We start from the raw sequence: 21,167 nt of genomic DNA on the forward strand, positions 1-21,167 counted from the left end.
CTGTTCGTTCGGGTGCCGAGAATTACCGTCGCTGATCCTACCGCGTACCCGAATGTGCCGATGATGCCCAGGCACCGCCTTCCGGGTTTCCTCGGGTGCGGCGCCGCCGAGGGCGTTCAGCTCGCTCGGCGTTGTGGCTCACCGCGGTAGCGGGTGTAGCCGCCGTCGACTTTGAGTACCTTCCACAGTTGCCGGGTCACCGGATTCATCATGCCGAGTTCGTCGACCAGCGTTCGGATGTCGCCGAAGAATCCGCTGAGGATCTTCCGGGAGGTGGGGCTGCGCCAGAACGCGTCCTCGAAGACCTCGTCGGGGATGTCGAACTTGGTGGCGAAGGATTTCGACGGCTTGACCAGTTCGTCGGCCAGCCAACGCATCGCGATCGGGAAGGCCACCGCGCACACCGCGGTGCGCACCGGGCCCATCCGGGCGATGTGGGTGCGCAGGAATTCGTTGGCGAACGAGATGTGGCGCGCTTCTTCGGCGATGTGGATCTGCATGATCCGCAACAGCGCGGGCTGGGTCGCGTGGTCGGAGCGGATCAGTGCCTTCTGGTAATGGTCGATCGGTTCCTCGCCGCCGAGAATGCCGATGAACAGAATGGCCCAGAAATAGCCGCCGGCGACGCCGATGAACGGCGACATCACCCGGAACATCGGCCGCATGCCCGGCACATCGTCACCGATGCGGTTGACCAGCTCCTGGAACATCTGGATGTGGTTGCACTCCTCGGTCATCTCGTGGAGGCAGTAGCGGAATTCGGGGGACCCGTTGGGCAAGGTCATGGCGTACTGCATCATCCCGCGGATCAGGATGGATTCGAACGCCAGCCCGACCTTGGCCGCGTTGGCCTGGCGCCACCGCCCGATCTCGATCCGGCGTTGCAGCGGCAGGTCCTGGTACCAGCTCGTCGCGCCCAGCGGGTCGAGTTCGGGTGAGAGCACCCAGCGGGGGTCGTCGCGGTCGATCGCGAGTTCTGGTGCGTCCCAGTCGATGTCGAGGTAGGGGTCGAACCGGCGATGGACCGACCCCTCCGACAGCGTGTGCAGGGTATCGGCGTACTCGGCAGCCGCGGTTTTCGAGAACGTCATTGTGTCTCTTCCGTTGTCACCTGGATCGCCTTCGAGCGGCCGATCCTCAAGGTAACTGTAACGCACTGTCTCACGTATTACTAGGAGAATCAGTCGGCGCGCGGGATCCGTCCGTCGAGGTCGGTGAACCCGTAGTCCTCGGCCAGGTCGGCGACTTTCCAGGCCTTTCCGGTACGGGTCGACCGGCCCGGATCGGCGGCCAGTGCCACCACCGCGCGCCCGGGGAAACGTGGGGTTTCGGCGGTGTCGAGATCGAAGGTGCCCTCACCGGGCAGAGTGACCCGGCGGTGGCCGTGCTCATCGGCTGGAACCATTTGCAGCAGTTCGGTATCCACGATCCCGGGCCAGATCGAGACCGCGGTCGCGCCGGTGTCGCCCAGGTCGTGGGCAAGGTCGGCGGTGAGGCGGTCCAGTGCGGTCTTGCCGACGCCGTAGACGGCGTTGTGCATGTATCGCCGAGCGCCGGGTGAGGACACGTTGACGATGAGTCCGGCCGACTCGATCAGCAGCGGCGCCGCGAAAACGCTTGCCACGTAATGGGAACGCACGCCGATGTCGAACGTCTCGTCCCAGGCGGTGGCGGGCACGTCCCAGAACTTGCGGCCCAGCCAGCGAGCGGCGGCGGGGGAGTTGTAGACGTTGTTGACCAGCACGTCGAGGCGGCCCTGTTCCTCGCGGATTCGGGTGAACAGTTTCTCGACCGCGTCGTCGTCGCGGTGATCGCAGGCCGCCGCGACGCCGTTGCCGCCGAGTTCGGTGACCATCGCGGCGGTCTCCTGTACGGTGCCGGGAAGCCGGCCGGGCTCGGTGGTGCGTCCGGTGACGTACACGGTCGCGCCCGCCGCGCCCAGTTCCAGGGCGATGCCTTTGCCGATGCCGCGACTGGCTCCGGTGACGACCGCGACGCGCCCGGCCAGAATTTTGGGTGTTCCGCTCATGACCTCAGGACACTACCGTCAAAATCAGAACACGTTCTAGAAATTGGAGGCGGTAGTGGAGCAGAGATTCCTCGACACGGGCGGAATCAGGATGCACGTCACCGAGCAGGGACAGGGCTACCCGGTCGTCTTCTGTCACGGTTTTCCGCACACCGGATTCATCTGGCATCGGCAGATGGCGGCGGTGGCCGATGCGGGATTCCGGGCAATCGCGCCCGACCTTCGCGGGTACGGCCGCACCGAGGCCCCCGCCGATGTCGCCGCCTACACCAATGAGGCGGTGATCGGTGACCTCCTGGCACTGCTCGACGACATCGGGGCCGAGAAGGCTGTGTTCGTCGGCCTCGATTTCGGTGCCCAGCTGGTGTGGGAACTGTCGTTGCGCGCTCCCGAACGCGTCGAAGCCCTCGCGGTGCTGAACAACCCGTACGCGCCGCGCCCACCGCGCCCACCGTCGGCCTTCTGGACCAAGGCCGCCGAGCGTCATTTCCTGCATCTGTCCTACTTCCAGGAGCCCGGCGTCGCCGACGCCGAACTGGCGCAGCGACCGAGGGAATTCCTGTCCCGCGTTTACTTCTCCCTCTCCGGTGACTACCACTACCTCGACACCTGGAAGAACCCGCCGGGTCTGGGCTACCTGGATGTGCTGCCCCAGGCACCCGCGCTGCCGTGGACGTGGCTCAGTCAGGACGAATTCGACACCATCGCCACGGAATTCGAACGAACCGGCTTCACCGGCGGCCTGAACTGGTATCGCAACCTGGATCGCAACTGGGAACTCGCCGAGCCCTTCGCCGACGCCAAGATCCAGGTGCCGACCTATTTCCTCTACGGCGAGAACGACCCGGACATGGAAGGCTTCAGCGGCCGAGACCCGCTCGCCACGCTGCGAGACAATGTCACCGATCTTCGTGTGGTGGTGGAACTTCCGGGTGCGGGCCACCTCGTCCACCTCGAGCGAACCGACGCGGTCGACAAGTTCCTGATCGCCGCGCTGAAGGAGATCGGCGTCGATCAGCGCACGCGGTCATAGGTCAGGGCCATCTCGCCCAGTTCGCCGACCTCGTGACGGGTGAGTGTCCACTGGGAGCCCGGCAGGCCGTCGTCGAACAGACGCTGCCCGGCGCCGGCGATTTCGGGGCAGATCAACAGGTACAGCCGGTCGATCAGGTTCGCCGCGAGCAGATCTTTGATCACAGTCGGGCTGCTGTTGACGAGAATGTCGCCGTTGCCGGTGGCCTTCAGCGCGGTGACGACATCGGCGGCCGGCGCGTTCGCGACGCGGGTGCGCTCCCACGGCGCCCGCGTGAGCGTGGTCGACAGGACCACCTTCTCGGTGTCGACCAGCCACTTCGCGTAGTCGCGGTCGCGCGGGTCGGCGCTCTCGTCGGCGGCGACCGTCGGCCAGAACGCCAGGAAGCCTTCGGCATTGACGCGGCCGAGTACCGCCGTGGTCGCGCCCTCCCAGATGCGGGTGAGGTGATCACGTGCGACGTCGGTGGTGGCGTAGCGGACGATCGCCTGCGCGTCGGTGGGGCCGCCGGGGCCGTTGTAGCGTCCGTCCAGGGTGAGGCCGATGTTGGCGGTCACTGTTCGTTCGGTCATGGCGTTTCCTTGCTGTCGGCGAGCGCGTAGGCGAGATTGTCGAGGACTCGTTCCCAGCCGGTTTCGATACCGGCGATGTAGGGGACGGCCTCGACTGTCGTTTCGGTGATGGTCAGTTCGAGCGTCAGGCGGGTGCCGGGGGACTGCTCGACGAGGGTCAGGGCATAGTGGCCGGTGAAGGAGACCGCGCCCGCCGAGTCGAGCACCGACAGATCGAATTCGAGGTGGCCCGGTCGTCGCGCGGCGGTGACGCGCCCCTCGGAGCGGTACCGCCGCCCCTCGGCATCGCGATAGTCCAGCGCCGCGCGGCCGCCCTCCTTCGGCTCGACGACGCAGTCGGTGATCGTCATCGACGGTGGGGCCCACCAGGATTCGAGCAGACTCGGATTCGTCCAGTGTTGCCAGACGAGATCGTGGGACGCGCTCAACACGCGCTCGAAAGTGAAACTGCGACCGTCTGCCCAGCGATCCCGATCCGCGGCAACGGATTCCAGTGCGATGGCTGCGCGGTACCGCTCGACGACATCGCGCTCGTCCGCATTCGCGCAGATGGTTTCGACCAGGTCTGTCAGCCTGCGTGCGAGTTCTTGTAGTGGTGCCGACTCGACCGCGTAGACGCGACGCTGTCCGAGTGGAAAAGCGGTGACGAGCCCGGCGCGCGCAAGCGTTTGCAGGTGTTTGGTGGTCTGCGGCTGCCGCAATCCGGTCGAGTCGGCCAGTTCGCCGACCGAGCGGGGTCGCTCGGCGAGCAGTTCGACGATGCGCCACCGCGCGCCGTCGCCGAGTGCTGATGCGATCGCGTCCATGAGTGCAAGTATTCACTCACGGGAATATTCCTGTCAAGGAATATTCGTGGTGGTGGATGGGCCGTGGTTGTCGGACGCCTGGCCTACGGTGACAGCAAAGGTCTGCCCCCCGTGTGTTCGACCGCCACGAACGGAGCCAAGATGAGCCGCCACATTCAGATCACCTTCGACGCCCACGACCCGGCCGCGCTGTCGACCTTCTGGCGCGATGCGCTCGGCTATGTGCATCCAGGGCCCCCGGGGGTCGAGGTGCCCGAGGGGGTCGACCCGCTGGCCGTGTGGGACCAGTTTCTCGAGCGGATCGGCGTCCCGCCGCAAGAGCGGAACACCAAGTCGGCCATCGAGGATCCGCAGGGCCTGGGTCCACGGGTCTTCTTTCAGCAGGTGCCGGAGGACAAGGTCGCGAAGAATCGGGTACATCTCGATGTTCGCGCCGCGCCCGGATTGCAGGGCGACGAGCGGATGGCGGCGTTGGAGGCCGAGTGTGAACGGTTGGTCGCGCTGGGTGGCACGCGGGTAGAGCGCTTCGAGCCCGAGCCGCCCATGAGTGCCGGGTTCATCGTGATGACCGATCCCGAGGGCAACGAGTTCTGCTTGGACTGACTCCGGCGGCTTCTTCCGGGCGCGCGGCTACGCGGGCTGCGTCTGCGCTGGTCATCGCCGTGGTTGTGTGATGTCACGGCGAGGCGAAGTGGGAGTTCCGCCGTGCGCGCGAGGGGATCGGCGTTACCGTGGTTCGACCACGACGACGTGGTCACGTGGCTGCCAGGGGAAGGAAGCCCGGGATGCGGCACTTCGACTTTCGCGGAACCTCGATCGCATACGACGAGGCGGGAGCCGGTTCGCCGATTGTGTTCCTGCACAACCTCGGCGGCGACCGTCACATCTGGCGCGCGCAATTCGACGCACTGCGGCAGACCCATCGGGTTTTCGCGATCGACCTGCTCGGATACGGCGACTCGGACGCCCCCGACGACGGGTACACGGTCGAGAACTATCTGGCTCTGGTCACCGCATTCCTCGACGAGCACGATCTGCGTGAGGTGACGCTGGTCGGGCACTGTTTCGGCAGCGCGCTGTCACTGCTCTATACGCAGCGCCATCCCGACCGGGTGCGGTCGCTGGTGCTCAGCAGCCCGCTCACCGCGGCCACCCTGCGACCCACCCGCACCGCATGGGCGGCGCGCCTGGGACGGCGGCTGCACATCGACTCGCTGCTGGCGCGGGTGCGCATCCCCGGCCCGCTGGCCGGGCAGATCGTGGCCGAACAGCTCGGCTCCGAGCGTGCGCCGCACACGGCGGAGCTCGTCGCGCACCTGCGCACGAGCTGGACCGAACCCCGTCGACTGATGGTCACCGCCGCGATCTCCCGCGAGATTCCCCTCCTCGGTGAATTGGACGACTTCGTGCCACCCGAGGACTTTCCCCCCATCGTCACGGTCTGGGGAAGTCGTAATCGAGTGTTGTGCGCACAAGCCGGTGCCACGCTGAACCGCACGTGGAAACCGTCGCGGGCGATCGTGGTCGACGGTGCGGGTCATCTGGTGATGGCCGAGGCGCCGGATCAGGTCACCGCCGCGGTGCGCGCCGCGGCGACGAGTACACGCGTCGCCGAGTCCTAGCCGGTCCGTACTGCCGTTGCCGGTCCGGCGTGGAGCTTGGGCTGACGCGACATGCCCGCAGAAGCGGGCGCTGTTCGTCGGTGAACCGAACCTGTCGGTGTGCCCCTCTAGTCTGCTCACATGGACGGACCGGACTCTGCGCTACGCCGCCTGACCCGTGAGGCGGGAAAGCTGTTGCGGCCATATGGCTTTCACGGAACAGAAGCTTCGTGGACCCAGGTCACCGCCGGCGGTGTCGCAACGATCCGGCGCACCCGCACCCAGCGGACCTGGACAGATGGGCAGCAGGCGATCGGGTTCGGACTCGAACTGTGCGCGACGCCGCGCGCCTGGTGGGAATTCTGCAACTGGCGCGACGGGGTGCGAGGACTCCCACCCACCGCGCTCGAACACGCGACCGGGCCCGGGTTGATCGACCAGCGCGGGCTGAGCGAGGAGTTGACCGGGTTGTGGTCGCTACGAGTCGATCCGGCCCATCGGGCGCGCCCCGCGCTACAGGCCGACGTCGATACCGTTCGCGCCGAGTTGCCGGTGCGCGTCCACGCCTACGCGCGCCGGGCACTGCGCCTGCTGGAACCGGACGCCTATCTCAACGAGCTACTGGCAGAACCGAACCCACAGGCCGCCACCTGGGAAGCGATCGTCGTTCTGCTCGCCGCGCACGGCCCGGGGCCGCGACTCGATGACGCGGTGACCCAGCTGCGATCATCGGTCGCGGACCCGCACGAGTCGGGCGCCGACAGCGCCATCGCCTACCTGCGCGGCCGAGCGGTGCCGGTCTGACCGTCCCGCACGCGCGGCCCGAGGGGCGACTCGCCGCTACTATTCCGCCCGTGGGAGATGCGTTACAGGGAAATGCTCGGCGGATTCGCCCCGGCAACAGGAAGGACTTCGGCGTCGCCGCCGAACTGCTGGCAGCGTCTTTGGCGGACGACCCGGCGAGCCTGTGGCTGCACCCGAAAGAATCCACCCGCAGAACCCGGCTCGTTCGCTCGTTTCGAGTGTCGCTCGACGATTCGCGCGATTGCAGCGATGGCGTAGACCTAGCGCTCGACAGCACGGGCGCGATCGTCGGCGCCGCGGTGTGGCTGGCCACCTTTCACGTTCTGCCGCGCGAGACGATAGGTCGACGACTGACGGCCGTGCACACCTACGGTGCGTACGCGGCACGTGCCCGCGCCGACGCGAACGCGACCTACGCGGCAGGCGTGCAGGAACAGCATTGGCACCTGTTGGCGGTCGGCGTCCGCGCGGCGGCGCGCGGACGCGGCTATGGACGGGATCTGATCGCGGCGGGAATGTATCGAGCGGCCGCCGACGGTGTACCCGTGCACCTGGAAACAACGAACCCGGACAACCTCTCCTTCTATCAACGCCTCGGATTCGACACGACCGCGGTGATCGATCTGCCCGGCGGCGGACCGCGCAGATGGCTCATGCGGCAAGTGCCGCAACCGATCTCGAATCATCCTCGCAGTAGGCGGTGACGCAGTACCCGACGGTGCGACGAAACGCGAGAAATTCGCGGCGGAGATTGTTGTGGAAATCTATGACAATTCCGCGGAAAGGGAATAGGAAGGTCAAAACCTGTGCACGGTGATAGCGGTCGGCGTAGGCGCCGTGATCTGATCGAGATGTCCCGAATCTGGGATGCTTCACAGAGTGCAAATAAGGATGACCGTATGAACTCCAGAATTTCCCGCCCGCTCGCCGTCGCCGCTGTCGCGCTGTCCATCGGCGCGATCGGCGCGGGTACCGCCACGGCAGCGGCTCCGGCTCCCGTCTCGGGTTCGGTGGAAGTGTGTGTCCCCCTTCCCCTCCCGGTTCTCGAGGTCAGCTTCTGTCTGTAACCGAGAAACACGGCTAAATGCGGCGGTGGTGACACCGATCCCGGGGTGAAGATGTGCGCGGCTCCGGTTCGGGCCCGCCACCGCCGCATCGCGAAGGACGCGCGGACCTGCGTGCTTCTTTGTCGGAAAACATCAATGATCCAACGTTCTCTTACTCTTTGTCACAAGCGAAGGTTGGACGGGGGATTGTCGTTCACGGTAGTTTGGGGGCTTGCCCAGTGATCTGGGTGGGAAGGATTCATCATGGCTGGCGCAACTTCCATCGAACCGTTCCTGACCGTTTCGGGGCGGCCGGTATCGAACCCCCTGAAGGATGTGCGGACGATATCCCGCCAGATGGTGGTGCATTTCATCGAGAATGTCGTTCCGTGTGGCACGCTGCCCGGCGAAGCGCTCAACGGGGACGTCACCACGGTGACCCGTATCTGTCTGGAATTGACCAGGAGCATGCTCGACGGCCGCGATATCCCGGGACGCGTGGAGCGCGTGCAGGCCGCCGCCGCCGACTGGGCGCGCGAGGGAATCCCGATCGACACCATTCACGACGCGGTACACGAGGGCTTCAAGCTCGGTTTCGACCTCATCATCACCAATGTCACCAACCACGACTACGACACCGTCGTGGGGGTGACCCGGCGCCTGATGGATGCCCAGAACATGATCACCTCGGCGGTCTCGGTGGCCTATGTCCGTGAACTGCGGTCGGTGGACAGTGAACACCACACGGCGGTGCACACCTTGACCTCCGCGCTGCTCGGCGGCCAGAACACGTCGACGATGGCACGGGAATGCGGCATCGAGGTCGCCGATCGCTACCACGTGATGGCACTGGAACTGCCGCCGCACGCCGAGGAATTCGACCCCACCCTCGACGCGAAAGTCGTCGCTCGACGCAAATTGCGTCGCGTGCAGGCCGAACTGGCGGACCGATGCGAGGGCAGGGTGCTGTCACTGCTGAGTGTGGACGGCGGCACGCTGCTGCTGCCGGCCCACGAGTTCTCCCCGGCGGAATTGGACGAGTTGATCGTGCACCTGTCCGCCGCGGCACAGGTACCGGTGCGGGCGGTGGTGACGTCGGCGACACCGCCCGAAATCCCGCACGCCGCGGAGCAAGTGCATGAACTGGTCGAAATCGTGCATCGGTTCGGTGGGCCGAGCAAGGTATATCGTCCACACGAGTTGGCCTTCGAATATCAACTGACCCGACCGGGCCCCGCGCGCGACTATCTGAGCTCCATCGTCGATTCCCTCGAAGCGCATCCGGAGCTGTTACGGACGCTCGAGGTGTATCTATCGACGAACATGCAGCGCGCGCGGACCGCGCGCACCATGTTCATTCACACCAATACCGTGGATTACCGATTGAAGCGGATCAGTCAGATGACCGGGTTCGACCTCAACGACGTTTCCGGTCTGTGCCACCTGCGCGCCGCCCTGTTGATCCGGGCCCATCGTGGATCCGGATCAACAGCGCTGTACCGAGAGCCGGGTGAGACCAACTCTCGCGCGGGGTGATCACATCGGGTACACCGAGTGCTTGCGCGGGTTGAATTCCGGGGTGATCGGCGGCTTGTCGCGCAGCAGGCGCAGCGCGTGCCGGATCTCGAGGCGGGTGCGTGAGGGCTCGATGACCGCGTCGATGTAGCCGCGTTCGGCGGCGATCCACGGGGTGGCGATGGTTTCGTTGTACTGGTTGATCATGAAGTCCCGTGCCGCGGCGCGGTGTTCCTCGGGGATGGCGGCCAATTGGCGTTTGCCGGCGAGGTCGACCGCGCTCTCGGCGCCGATCACCGCGATCCGGGCGGTCGGCCAGGCGAAGCTGACGTCGGCACCGACCTGACGGCACCCCATCATGCCGTAGGCGCCACCGTAGGACTTGCGCACCACGAGGTTGATGATCGGCACCGTCGCCTCGATGATGGCGCGCGGAACCCGGCCGCCGCGGATGATCACGCCCGCGTCCTCCTGGTCGAGGCCGGGCAGCACGCCGGGGGTGTCGGCGACGAAGATCAACGGGATGTTGAAGGCGTCGCAGAGCCGGATGAAGTAGGTCGATTTGTCCGAGCACGCGGCGTCGATGGAACCGCCGAGCACCAGCGGCTGGTTGGCGATGACGCCGACCGGGAAACCGTCGACCCGGGCGAACCCGGTGATCAGGTTCGGGGCGAAAGCGGCTCGGATCTCGTGGAATTCGCCGTCGTCGAACAGGCGCAGCAGGATGTCGTGCATGTCGTAGCCCGCGCGGTCGGAATCCGGGATGATCGTCTCGAGTTCCAGGTCGTAGGCGGTGATGTCCGGTTCCAGACCAGGATTGACGATCGGCGGCTGTTCCAGGCAACTCGACGGCATGTAGCTGAGGTAGTTGCGGGCCCAGTCGAAGGCGTCCTGTTCGGTCTCGGCGACATGATGCAGGGTGCCCCGCTTGGCCTGCACCTCCGCGCCGCCGAGGGCCTCGGCGCTGACGTCCTCCCCGTTGACGGCCTTGATCACGTCGGGCCCGGTGACGAACATGTAGGAATCCTTGGTGCCGATGAGCACGTCGGTGTTGATCGGCCCGTACACCGAACCCGCGGCGCACTTGCCGAGGATGATCGACACCTGCGGCACGTAGCCGGACAGCTTCTCCAGCACCCGGGTCATATCGCCGAACGAGGCGATCGAACCGACCGCGTCCTGCACACGCGCGCCACCGGAATCGTTGATCGTCACCACCGGGCAGGCGTTGTCGAACGCGAGCTTCAACGCCCGCATGAACTTTCGCGCCGCAGCGACACCGACCGACCCCCCGTACACGGTCTGATCGTGAGCGATCACCACCACCGAACGGCCACCGATCAACCCTCGGCCGGTCACCAACCCGTCACCGTAGAGGGCATCGGGCTGGTCGGGCTGGCGCACCAAAGCCCCGATCTCGATGAACGTTCCTGGATCGAGCAGCATGTTCATCCGCTCGCGGACGCTGGGAATGCCCTTCTTCGCACGCTTGGCGAGTGCGGACTCACCCGCGGGTTCCTCGGCGGTCGCCAGAATCTCGGCGAATTCATCGAGCTTCGCCTTGGTAGTTACCACGCTTACTGCCACCTTCCAACCAACTCTTTGATGCTGTGCGCGACGGTAGCGGAACGGCCGTCGCACAGCGCGATAAGCGGGGGAGGCGGGAGAGCTCACAAAGTCTCGGTCGGCTATCTCATCGCATTCTCCACAACGCGCCCGGCGCGATCCTCCGCCGCGCACGAGCCGGAGCTGCGCCTAGTGGGTCTCGGACACGGGCGCGGTGACCGGCCATATCGGCAGCCGGAGCGCGGCGGTCGCGGTGGCGGGGACGACGGGCGCGTTCGGGGCCACGACAGCGAGGCGCTCGTAGGCAGCGCCCATCGCCGGACGCGGGTCCGATTCGCCCTTGTTGGGCCACAGCGCGGCGGCGCGTTCGGCCTGGGCCGCGATGGTCAGCGACGGGTTCACGCCGAGATTCGCCGAGATCGCCGCACCGTCGACGATGCTCAGACCGGGGTAGCCGTGCACTCGGTGGTAGGGGTCGATCACGCCGGTGCCGGCATCGGTGCCGATGACACAGCCGCCGATGAAGTGCGCGGTCATCGGGACGTTGAACACATCCGGCCACGTACTGCCCGGCGTGGCACCGAATTTCGCGGCGACATGCCGTGTCGCCTCGTGACCGGGCGGAATCCAGGACGGGTTGGGCTCGCCGAAACCCTGCTTGCTGGTGAACCGGCGTCCGAACAGCCCACGACGGGTGTAGGTGGTGATCGAATTGTCGAGGCTCTGCATGACCAGCAGCACCAGCGTGCGCTCGCTCCACCGATTGGTGCGCAGCAGGCGCACGGTCTGCACCGGGTGGCGCCCGGCGATCAGCAGCACCCGCGACCATCGCGGCAACCGCTGGTCACCGTCGACCAGATAGGTGTTGAGCAAGCCCATCGCATTGGAACCCTTGCCGTAGCGCACGGGCTCGACGTGGGTGTTCGGCGTGGGATGGAACGACGACGTGATCGCCACCCCCTTGGTGATGTCGATCGCCGGGTCGACCTCGGTGCGTCCGGCGCCGAGGATGGCCTCGGAGTTGGTGCGCGTCAGCACACCCAGCCGCGGCGACAGCGCGGGAAGCACCGCGGTGTCACGCATGCGGAACAGCAGGTGCTGGGTTCCCCAGGTTCCCGCGGCCAGGACCACCTGTCGCGCCGACACGGTGGCGCGGCGTTTGCGGACCCAGCTGCCGGTGCGTTCGGTGTCGACCAGCCAGCTGCCGTCGGACTGCGGCCGGATCGCGGTCACGGTGGTCATCGGCGAGACCACGGCCCCGGCCTGCTCCGCCAGCCCGAGATAGTTCTTGACGAGAGTGTTCTTGGCGCCGTGGCGGCAGCCGGTCATGCACTCCCCGCACTCGATGCACCCGGTGCGCTCGGGTCCGACGCCACCGAAGTACGGGTCGGCGACAGTCCGGCCCGGTTCGCCGAAGTACACCCCGACCGGGGTGGGCACGAAGGTGTCACCGACGCCCATCTCGTGGGCGACCGACTCGATGATGGTGTCGGCCGGTGTCATGTGCGGATTGCGCACGACGCCGAGCATGCGCCGCGCCTGGTCGTAATGCGGGCTGAGTTCGGCGTCCCAGTCGGTGATGTCGGCCCACTGGCGATCTCCGAAGAACGCGGCGCCGGGTTTGTACAGGGTGTTCGCGTAGTTGAGTGACCCGCCGCCGACCCCGGCACCGGCCAGGATGAAACAGTCGCGCAGGCGGTGGATGCGCTGGATTCCGTAGCAGCCGAACCGGGGCGCCCACAGGTAGCGGCGCAGATCCCAGTTGGTCGTGGCGAAATCCGCGTCCGCGAACCGGCGACCGGCCTCCAGGACACCGACGGTGTATCCCTTCTCCACCAGGCGCAGGGCCGTGACACTGCCACCGAACCCCGACCCGACGATCAGTACGTCGTAGTCGTAGGAAGGGGCGGCGCTACCGGGGGAGTCTGCTGACACGGACCCGACGGTAGAAGCCCGCGTGCCGAAGCGACCGGTTCGGCGCGCCCACTGGCACAACTCACGATCTCGAGCGCGCAGTTATGGCACCGATGACAGCGGATGGGTCGGTTCGTGTTCTCGCACGTCGGCGGGGGAGAGGATCGAACCATCGACGGTGCGGCGCCGCGGCGGGTCCGACGGCCGAGCCGGTGCGAGCGCCACCGGTTCGGACCAGCTGTGGACGAGAGGGATATCACCTCGAATATGTTGTAGGTCAACATGATTGATAGGATTTCGAAGTGAGTGGATGGTCCGGGACCGCAGACCTTGGCCGTCCACTCGCTTGGGGGATGTGACGGTTCGACCACGGGCATCGCGACGCCCGTGGGGCGCCATCTCGCCATCTTCGACCGCTCGCGTTCGCCGGGTTGTACGGTGCTCGGCGGTCACTCGTGTCTTGGCTACGTGCCGGTAACCCGCGCACAGTGTTTCCTTATGGGTCACGGGAGTGCAGACTGCGCACGGACCGGGAGTTGCAAACCTCACCCGCAGGACGATGTCCTGGGTAAATGGAAGGAGTCGGCGAGTGTTCAGCCGTATCGCCATCGTGAATCGGGGCGAGGCCGCCATGCGCCTCATCCACGCCGTCCGTGATCTGGCGGCGGCGACCGGGCTACCGATCGAAACCGTCGCTCTGCACACCGACGTCGACCGGAATGCCACCTTCGTTCGGGAAGCCGATCTCGCCTACGACCTCGGTCCGGCATCGGCGCGGCCGTATCTGGACCTCAAGGCCCTCGAGAAGGCACTCGTCGCCACGAAAGCAGACGCCGCCTGGGTGGGCTGGGGCTTCGTCGCCGAAGATCCCGCGTTCGCGGAGCTGTGCGACCACATCGGCGTCACCTTCGTCGGGCCGAGCGCCGAGGCGATGCGCAAGCTCGGTGACAAGATCGGCGCCAAGCTGATCGCCGAGGAAGTCGGCGTGCCGGTCGCACCGTGGAGCCGGGGCGCGGTCGACACCGTCGAGGACGCCATCGAAGCGGCCACCGCGATCGGGTACCCGCTGATGCTCAAGGCCACCGCCGGTGGTGGTGGTCGCGGTATTCGCGTGATCACCAACGAAGCCGAACTCGTCGACGCCTATGAGCGCACCAAGCAGGAAGCCGCCCGTGCCTTCGGCAGCGGCGTGGTCTTCCTCGAGCGCCTGGTCACCGGCGCCCGCCACGTCGAGGTCCAGGTGATCGCCGACGGACAGGGCACCGCGTGGGCGCTGGGCGTGCGCGACTGCTCGGTACAGCGACGCAATCAGAAGGTGATCGAGGAATCCTCCTCTCCCGTGCTGAGCGCCGAGCAGACCGCCGAACTCAAAGCCTCCGCCGAGCGTCTCGCGATCGCGGTCGGGTACTGCGGTGCGGCGACCGTCGAGTTCCTCTATCACCCCGGTGACCAGCTGTTCGCCTTCCTCGAGGTCAACACCCGCCTGCAGGTAGAGCACCCGATCACCGAGCTCACCACCGGTTTCGACCTCGTGCACGCCCAGTTGCGGGTGGCATCGGGCATCCGGCTCGAGGGTGAGCCGCCGGTCGAGCGCGGCCACGCCATCGAAGCCCGCCTCAACGCCGAAGACCCCGACCGCGACTTCGCGCCCGCCCCCGGCCGCATCGTGCGACTCGATCTGCCCGCGGGCCCCGGCATCCGCGTCGACACCGGCGTCAGCCAGGGCGACACGATTCCCGCCGACTTCGACTCGATGATCGCCAAGATCATCGCCTACGGCCGCGACCGCGACGAAGCGCTCGGCCGCCTGCGTCGGGCCATGGCCCAGACCCGGGTCGTCATCGAAGGCGGCGCGACGAACAAGAGTTTCGTCCTCGACCTGCTCGACCAGCCCGAGGTCATCGACGCCAGCGCCGACACCGGCTGGATCGACCGCGTCCGCGGCGAAGGCCGCCTGGTGACCCATCGGCACTCCACCGTCGCGCTGGCTGTGGCCGCGATCGACGCCTACGAGGAAGACGAGCGGGTCGAACGGCATCGACTGCTCTCGACCGCGTCCGGCGGCCGTCCGCAGGTGCAGCACGAGAGTGGACGGCCACTGGACCTGAAACTGCGCGGCGCGGGCTACCGCGTGCGCGTGGCCCGGATCGGTGCGCATCGCTTCCGCGTCGGCATCGAGGCCGGTGGAGAACTGCGCACCGCCGATGTCGATCTCGAGCGTTTCGATCACCACACCGGCCAGATCGTCGTCAACGGCACCCGCTACCGCCTGATCACGGGCACCCACGGCCCCACCCACGTGGTCGATGTGGACGGGGTGACCCACCGGATCAGCCGCGACGAAGGCGGCGTCGTCCGCTCGCCCGCCCCCGCGCTGGTCGTCGGCACGCCCCTCGAGGTCGGCGCCGAGGTCGAGGCGGGCGCGCCCGTGCTCGTGCTAGAGAGCATGAAGATGGAGACGGTGCTGCGCGCCCCGTTCCGGGCCCGGCTGAAGGAATGCTCGGTCTCCGTCGGTACCCAGGTCGAGGCGGGCGCGCCGCTGTTGCGGCTCGAGCCACTCGCCGACGACGACGAGGCCGCCGAGGCCGTGGCCACCGGCACCGCCGAACTCGACCTGCCCGGCGAGGCGACACCGTTGCGCGCACACGAGCGCGTGGCCCGCGGCCTGCAGGACCTGCGCAGCCTGCTGCTCGGCTTCGACGTGGACCCGCACGACGACCGTCGCGTCCTCGACGACTACCTCACGGCCCGCCGTGAAGCCGTCAGCGACAACCGGCGCCCGCTCGGCGAGGAACTCGAACTGGTACAGGTCTTCGCCGACCTCGCCGAACTGAGTCACAACCGGTCGGCCGACGACGACCACGGCCACGGCCACGTGCACAGCGCCCGCGAGTACTTCCACACCTATCTGCAGAGCCTCGATGTCGAGCGGGCCGGGCTGCCGCAGACCTACCAGGCCAAGCTCGGCGCGGCGCTCGGGCACTACGGCATCACCGAGCTGGATCGGTCGCCCGACCTGGAAGCGGCGGTCTTCCGGATCTTCCTCGCCCAGCAACGTCCCGCCGACACCGTCGCCGTCGTCACCACGCTGCTGCGTGAATGGCTGACCGAGCCGATGCCCGACCAGGTGCTGCGCGAACCCGTCGGCCTGGCGCTCGAGCGCCTGGTCGCGGCCACGCAGGTGCGCTTCCCGGTGATCGCCGACCTCGCCCGCGGACTGGTGTACGGCTGGTACGGCCAGCCGCTGCTGCGCCGCAACCGCGCTCGCGTGTACACCAACGTGCGCAAGCACCTGAGCTACCTCGACGCCAACCCGCACGCCGATGATCGCGGCGCGCGGATCGCCGAGATGGTGCGCAGCACCGAACCTCTGGTGCGGTTGCTCGGTCAGCGGCTCGAGCGCGACAAGCCCGATCACACCCCGATGCTCGAGGTGCTGACTCGGCGCTACTACGGCAACAAGGGACTCACCGGGGTCCGTACCGAGCGGGTCGGCGACACCACGTTCGTCGTCGCCGAACGCTACGGTTCGACGCTGGTCTCGACCGCCGTGAGTTTCGACCAGCTCGACGCCGCACTCGACGGGCTGGCCGAACTGGCAAGCGGCGCCGCCTCTATCGACGCCGACATCTACCTCAGCTGGGAGGCGCAGCCCGAGGACTTCGACGCGATGTCGGCTGCCCTGCAGGAGGTGCTCGGCGCGCATCCGGTGCCGAATCAGGTACACCGGATCACCGCCACCGTCGCGGGCAGCGGCGGCTCGGTCATGCACCACCACTTCACCTTCCGTCCGTCGGTGACCGGGATGGCCGAGGAGCGGTTGATCCGCGGGCTGCACCCCTACATCGCGCAGCGGATGCAGCTGGAGCGGTTGCGCAAGTTCGACCTCACCCGGTTGCCGTCCTCGGACGAGGAGGTGTACCTGTTCCGCGGCGTGGCCAAGGAGAATCCCTCCGACGAGCGCCTGCTCGCCTTCGCCCAGGTCCGTGACCTCGCGGCGTTGCGTGACCACGACGGCCGGCTGGTGGCACTGCCCACGGCCGAGAGTGCCATCGCCACCTGTGTCGACTCGATCCGTCGCGCCCAGAGCCGATTCCCTTCGGCGAAGCGGCTCAACACCAACCGCATCGTGATGTACATCTGGCCGCACATGGATGTCACCCGCGCGGAGCTCGAGACCATCGGTGGTCACGTGCTGCCGACGGCCGCGGGCGCCGGGCTCGAGGAGATCCTGCTCATCGCCCGTCAGCGCGATCCCGAGACCGGTGAGCTGACCAAGGTCGGGGTGCGCATCTCGTTCCGTCCCGACGGCGGATCCGAGGTGACGGTGGGCGAACGGACCGACGAACCCGTCGAGCCGTTGGACGAATACCGGCAGAAGGTGCTGCGCGCCGCGGCTCGCAACACCGTGTACCCGTACGAATTGACCTCGCTGCTCGGCGATTTCACCGAATACGATCTCGACGCCGAGCATGTGCTGGTGCCGGTCGATCGGCCCAAGGGGCACAACACCGCGGCGATCGTCGCCGGTGTGGTGACCACGCCGACCGCGCAGCATCCGCAGGGCGTGACCCGGGTACTGCTGCTCGGCGACCCCACCAAATCCCTGGGCGCGCTCTCGGAACCGGAATGTCGCCGTGTGATCGCCGCGCTGGATCTGGCCGAGAAACTGCAGGTGCCGCTCGAGTGGTATGCGCTGTCCTCGGGCGCGCGGATCTCGATGGCCTCGGGTACCGAGAACATGGACTGGGTCGCGGCCGCGCTCAAGCGGATCGTCGAATTCACCCAGGACGGTCGTGAGATCAACATCGTGGTCGCCGGCATCAACGTCGGTGCGCAGCCGTACTGGAATGCCGAGGCCACCATGCTCATGCACACCAAGGGTGTGCTGGTCATGACTCCCGATTCGGCCATGGTCCTGACCGGAAAGCAGTCCCTCGACTTCTCCGGTGGAGTCTCGGCCGAGGACAATTTCGGCATCGGCGGCTACGACCGCGTGATGGGCCCGAACGGGCAGGCGCAGTACTGGGCGCCGAACCTGTCCGCCGCCCGCGACGTTCTGATGGCGCACTACGACCACACCTACATCGCCCCCGGCGAGCAGGCACCGCGCCGAGCCGCTACCGGCGATCCCGTCGACCGCGATATCTCCGGTTTCCCGCATGTGCTGGCGGACAGCACGTTTGCCACCGTCGGCGAGATCTTCTCCGCGTCCGCCAACCCGGATCGCAAGAAGCCCTTCGACATCCGCACCGTGATGCGGGCGCTGGCCGACCAGGACCACCCCGTCCTGGAACGGTGGGCCGGAATGGCCGACGCCGAGACCGCGGTGGTGCACGACGCGCACCTCGGCGGAATCCCGGTGTGCCTGTTGGGAATCGAGTCACGCAATGTGGCGCGACGCGGGTTCCCGTCCACCGACGGACCCGACACCTACACCGCGGGCACCCTGTTCCCGCGGTCGTCGAAGAAGGCCGCACGGGCCATCAATGCCGCCAGCGGCAACCGGCCCCTGGTGGTACTGGCCAACCTGTCCGGCTTCGACGGCTCGCCCGAGTCGATGCGCAAGCTGCAGCTCGAATACGGCGCCGAAATCGGGCGCGCCATCGTGAATTTCGACGGCCCCATCGTGTTCTGCGTGATCTCGCGCTACCACGGCGGAGCGTTCGTGGTGTTCTCGAAGGCGCTGAACCCGAACATGACCGTGCTGGCGCTGGAAGGGTCGTTCGCCTCGGTACTCGGTGGCGCACCGGCCGCCGCGGTGGTGTTCGCCGGTGAGGTGAAGGCAAGGACCGTGGCCGATCCGCGGATCCGCGAGCTCGAGACTCGGGTAGCCAACGCCGTCGGTACCGACCGTGCGGAGCTGAGCGCCGAACTCGACGAGACGCGGTCCTCGGTTCGCGCGGAGAAGCTGGGCGATGTGGCCGCGGAGTTCGACCGTGTCCACAACATCCAGCGAGCGGTCGAGGTCGGTTCGGTCGACGCCATCGTGAGCGTGGCGGATCTGCGTCCGCGGATCATCGACGCGATCGAGGCTCGACTGCCCGCGTAGCACTCCCCAGGCCGGGCTCGGAGTTCGACCGAGCCCGGCCTGGCGGCGCCGCACCGGCGCGATACCGACGATCGACACTGAGCGGTGGCTCAGCGTCGGGCTGGGCATTTTCACAGACTCGCCATCTAGGGTCGGGTCGATCTTCAGAAAGCCGACCTGCACGGGAAGGAAGACTGGCGAGAAAATGCCGAGCATCACAACATGCCGAGACGCGCTGGAATTGGCCGTGCGTGCTCCCTCGGTGCACAACACCCAGCCGTGGCGGTGGCGGATCCGGCCGGGTCTGGTCGAACTCTTCGCCGACTTCGGGCGTCAGGTCAGCGCGACCGACCCGAGGGCGCGCGCCCTCGTGGTGAGCTGCGGCGCCGCACTGCATCATCTCGAAGTGGCCTTCGCCATGCTGGGCTGGCAGGCACACATCGACCGGATGCCCGATCCGGATCGACCCGATCATCTCGCCACGGTGAAATTCACACCGCGTCCGCCGTCGGACCACGATATTCGCTTGGCCGCGGCAATCCACCTGCGGCAATCGGATCGGCGCCGTTATCCCGGCCTGCCGGTGGCTGCGCGCGATCTGCGCGCGGTGTCGCGGTGCGCCTCCCGGTTCGGGGCCGCGGCCCGCCACGTCCCCGACAGCATGCTCTCGCAGCTGGCCACCCCGATGCGCCGAGCCGCCGCCCGCCATGCCACCGATACCAACTATCTGGCGGAATTGGAGAAGTGGAGCGGTTGCCACGGCGGCTCGACCGGCGTGCCTGCCCGCAACGCGCCCGCTGCCCGGTCATCGGATGAACTGCCGGTGCGGGTGTTCGCCGAAACGGAGCTGTCCGAATACACCGACGAACCCGACGCCGCCGACTGGCTGGTCGTCTGTACCCCGCGCGACAACCGCCTCTCCCAGCTACGGGCGGGCCAGGCGACGAGTGCGATCCTGCTCCAGGCCACTTACCTCGGCTTGGCCACCAGCCTGCAATCCGAACCGTTGGGGATGCTCGACCTGCGTGATCAGATCCGCACCACCGTGCTGCAGGAGTGCGCCTATCCGCACGTCATGATCCGAGTGGGCGTCATGCCGCCCGCCGCGGCTCCCTTGGAATCCACCCCGCGCCGTCCAGTGGCCGACGTCATCGAGGCGAACTGATCACCGATTCGGTCTGTGCGGGCATCGGTTCGGTGCGAATGCTGCTGATTGCCTCGCCGGTTTGCGGGCATGTCCAGGGCAGGGCGATGTCGTCCCCGAAAAGGAGCATGCGCGATGAATCAGACAGAGAAGCAGTTCCCCGATGACGCTCGGACCACTCGGACACATGCGGGGGAGTCGATCAGGGACGCGAGGAACTGGCCCGGGTTGATTCTGGCCGCTGTGGGGTTGGTGCTCCTCGGTCTCACGCTCACCGCCGCCGGATACGGTTTCGCCGGCTGGGCCGTGATCGCGGGTGTGGCGTGTGTGGTGTGCCTGGTGCTGGGTGCCGGGCTCGTGGTCGCAGAGCATCGGCGGGTGAAGGCACAGGAGGGTCTCGGCCTGGGCGAACCGCGGGGTCACTGACGTGGTGGTCCTACGCGCGCCGCGCGTCTACCGGCCGCAGGCCGACACCTGGTTGCTCGCTCACGCGCTGCGTGAGGTGCCCTCGCTGCGCGGGGGCCGCGTGCTCGACGTGTGCGCGGGTACCGGGGCGCTCACGGTGGCCGCCGCGGCCGCGGGCGCGGGGAGCCTGACCGCGGTCGACCTGTCCCGATCGGCGCTGATGTCGACGTGGATGAACTGCCGGTTGCGCGGCATCGCTGTGGAATTGCTGCACGGCGATTTCGGATCCGCGTTGCGGTTGCCGCGCTTCGATGTGGTGGTGGCGAACCCGCCCTACGTGCCCGCCGAGCGGCCGACCGGCCGCGGGTCCGCGCTGGCCTGGGACGCGGGCCACGACGGCAGGAGCGTGCTCGACCGGTTGTGCGCGATGTTGCCGAATCTGCTCACCGAACACGGCGTCGGGTTGATCGTGCATTCGGCGATCAGCGATCCCCAGCGCAGCCTGTGTCAATTGCGCGAGCAGGGCACGAAAGCCCAGGTGGTGGCGAGGGGAACGGTCCCGTTCGGGCCCGTGATGCGGGCCCGCGCCGGGTGGTTGGCCGCGAACGGCTTCATCCGGCCCGGCCAGCGCGAGGAGGAACTGGTGGTGATCCGTGTCGACCGAACATCGTCTCCCGTCGTCGCCGACCCCGCCTGAACCG

The 21,167-nt window shown here is 67.4% G+C and carries 17 protein-coding genes; 11 read left to right on the plus strand and 6 right to left on the minus strand.

Translation table 11 applies throughout. From position 1 onward, the window contains the following. Positions 1-116: 116 nt before the first annotated feature. Positions 117-1,091 (minus strand): diiron oxygenase, encoded by a 975-nt coding sequence (locus ACFWUR_RS17515; RefSeq protein WP_378908111.1) that lies wholly within the window; start codon positions 1,089-1,091, stop codon positions 117-119. An 89-nt stretch (positions 1,092-1,180) separates the two neighbouring features. After that, on the minus strand, positions 1,181-2,029 hold the full coding sequence (locus ACFWUR_RS17520; protein WP_378908112.1) for an SDR family NAD(P)-dependent oxidoreductase: 849 nt from the start codon (positions 2,027-2,029) through the stop codon (positions 1,181-1,183). Between the two features lie 91 nt (positions 2,030-2,120). Between ACFWUR_RS17520 and ACFWUR_RS17525 the strand changes: the two genes are divergently transcribed. After that, positions 2,121-3,062: an alpha/beta fold hydrolase gene (locus tag ACFWUR_RS17525; RefSeq protein WP_378908267.1), complete on the plus strand. Its 942-nt coding sequence runs from the start codon at positions 2,121-2,123 to the stop codon at positions 3,060-3,062. Here ACFWUR_RS17525 and ACFWUR_RS17530 read toward each other — a convergent pair. Together ACFWUR_RS17530 and ACFWUR_RS17535 are read right to left on the minus strand one after the other, a co-directional pair. Next, entirely contained in the window at positions 3,044-3,634 is a 591-nt protein-coding gene (locus tag ACFWUR_RS17530) for a dihydrofolate reductase family protein (RefSeq protein WP_378908114.1), read from the minus strand. The two genes, ACFWUR_RS17525 and ACFWUR_RS17530, sit on opposite strands and share 19 nt — an antisense overlap. Further along, positions 3,631-4,440: a metalloregulator ArsR/SmtB family transcription factor gene (locus ACFWUR_RS17535; RefSeq protein ID WP_378908116.1), complete on the minus strand. Its 810-nt coding sequence runs from the start codon at positions 4,438-4,440 to the stop codon at positions 3,631-3,633. The genes ACFWUR_RS17530 and ACFWUR_RS17535 overlap by 4 nt, the downstream gene beginning before the upstream one ends. 141 nt (positions 4,441-4,581) lie before the next feature. Here ACFWUR_RS17535 and ACFWUR_RS17540 point away from each other — a divergent pair, with 141 nt between their 5' ends. The 6 genes from ACFWUR_RS17540 to ACFWUR_RS17565 all read left to right on the plus strand — a co-directional run bounded on the left by ACFWUR_RS17540 (position 4,582) and on the right by ACFWUR_RS17565 (position 9,427). Then, positions 4,582-5,043, plus strand: a complete 462-nt coding sequence (locus ACFWUR_RS17540) for a VOC family protein (RefSeq protein WP_378908117.1) — start codon at positions 4,582-4,584, stop codon at positions 5,041-5,043. A 182-nt stretch (positions 5,044-5,225) separates the two neighbouring features. Beyond that, a complete protein-coding gene (locus ACFWUR_RS17545) occupies positions 5,226-6,062 on the plus strand; it encodes an alpha/beta fold hydrolase (RefSeq protein WP_378908119.1) in 837 nt (278 codons plus the stop codon). 120 nt (positions 6,063-6,182) lie between these two features. After that, the gene (locus tag ACFWUR_RS17550; protein WP_378908121.1) at positions 6,183-6,845 is read left to right on the plus strand and encodes a hypothetical protein; all 663 of its coding nucleotides are present in this window, start codon (positions 6,183-6,185) and stop codon (positions 6,843-6,845) included. A 50-nt stretch (positions 6,846-6,895) separates the two neighbouring features. After that, positions 6,896-7,549 (plus strand): GNAT family N-acetyltransferase, encoded by a 654-nt coding sequence (locus ACFWUR_RS17555; protein WP_378908123.1) that lies wholly within the window; start codon positions 6,896-6,898, stop codon positions 7,547-7,549. A 195-nt stretch (positions 7,550-7,744) separates the two neighbouring features. After that, positions 7,745-7,912 carry a hypothetical protein gene (locus ACFWUR_RS17560; RefSeq protein ID WP_378908124.1) on the plus strand — a complete coding sequence of 56 codons (168 nt, stop codon included), beginning with the start codon at positions 7,745-7,747 and terminating at the stop codon, positions 7,910-7,912. 243 nt (positions 7,913-8,155) lie between these two features. Further along, positions 8,156-9,427, plus strand: coding sequence for a PucR family transcriptional regulator (locus tag ACFWUR_RS17565; protein WP_378908126.1), 1,272 nt, complete (start codon positions 8,156-8,158; stop codon positions 9,425-9,427). Here the strand turns inward: ACFWUR_RS17565 and ACFWUR_RS17570 are convergent, their stop codons facing one another. Next, positions 9,428-10,981, minus strand: a complete 1,554-nt coding sequence (locus ACFWUR_RS17570; RefSeq protein ID WP_378908128.1) for an acyl-CoA carboxylase subunit beta — start codon at positions 10,979-10,981, stop codon at positions 9,428-9,430. It lies immediately after the preceding gene. Positions 10,982-11,161: 180 nt separating this feature from the next. Then, positions 11,162-12,907, minus strand: a complete 1,746-nt coding sequence (locus ACFWUR_RS17575) for an FAD-dependent oxidoreductase (protein ID WP_378908130.1) — start codon at positions 12,905-12,907, stop codon at positions 11,162-11,164. A 568-nt stretch (positions 12,908-13,475) separates the two neighbouring features. Here ACFWUR_RS17575 and ACFWUR_RS17580 point away from each other — a divergent pair. The 4 genes from ACFWUR_RS17580 (at position 13,476) to ACFWUR_RS17595 (ending at position 21,163) form a co-directional block, all read left to right on the plus strand. Further along, entirely contained in the window at positions 13,476-18,938 is a 5,463-nt protein-coding gene (locus ACFWUR_RS17580; protein ID WP_378908132.1) for a carboxyl transferase domain-containing protein, read from the plus strand. A 184-nt stretch (positions 18,939-19,122) separates the two neighbouring features. Beyond that, a complete protein-coding gene (locus ACFWUR_RS17585) occupies positions 19,123-20,082 on the plus strand; it encodes an Acg family FMN-binding oxidoreductase (protein ID WP_378908134.1) in 960 nt (319 codons plus the stop codon). Positions 20,083-20,196: 114 nt separating this feature from the next. Next, positions 20,197-20,487: a hypothetical protein gene (locus tag ACFWUR_RS17590; protein WP_378908136.1), complete on the plus strand. Its 291-nt coding sequence runs from the start codon at positions 20,197-20,199 to the stop codon at positions 20,485-20,487. 1 nt (position 20,488) lies between these two features. Next, the gene (locus tag ACFWUR_RS17595; protein ID WP_378908137.1) at positions 20,489-21,163 is read left to right on the plus strand and encodes a HemK2/MTQ2 family protein methyltransferase; all 675 of its coding nucleotides are present in this window, start codon (positions 20,489-20,491) and stop codon (positions 21,161-21,163) included. Positions 21,164-21,167: the final 4 nt, after the last annotated feature.

Source organism: Nocardia sp. NPDC058633, assembly GCF_042717045.1.
GTDB lineage: Bacteria > Actinomycetota > Actinomycetes > Mycobacteriales > Mycobacteriaceae > Nocardia.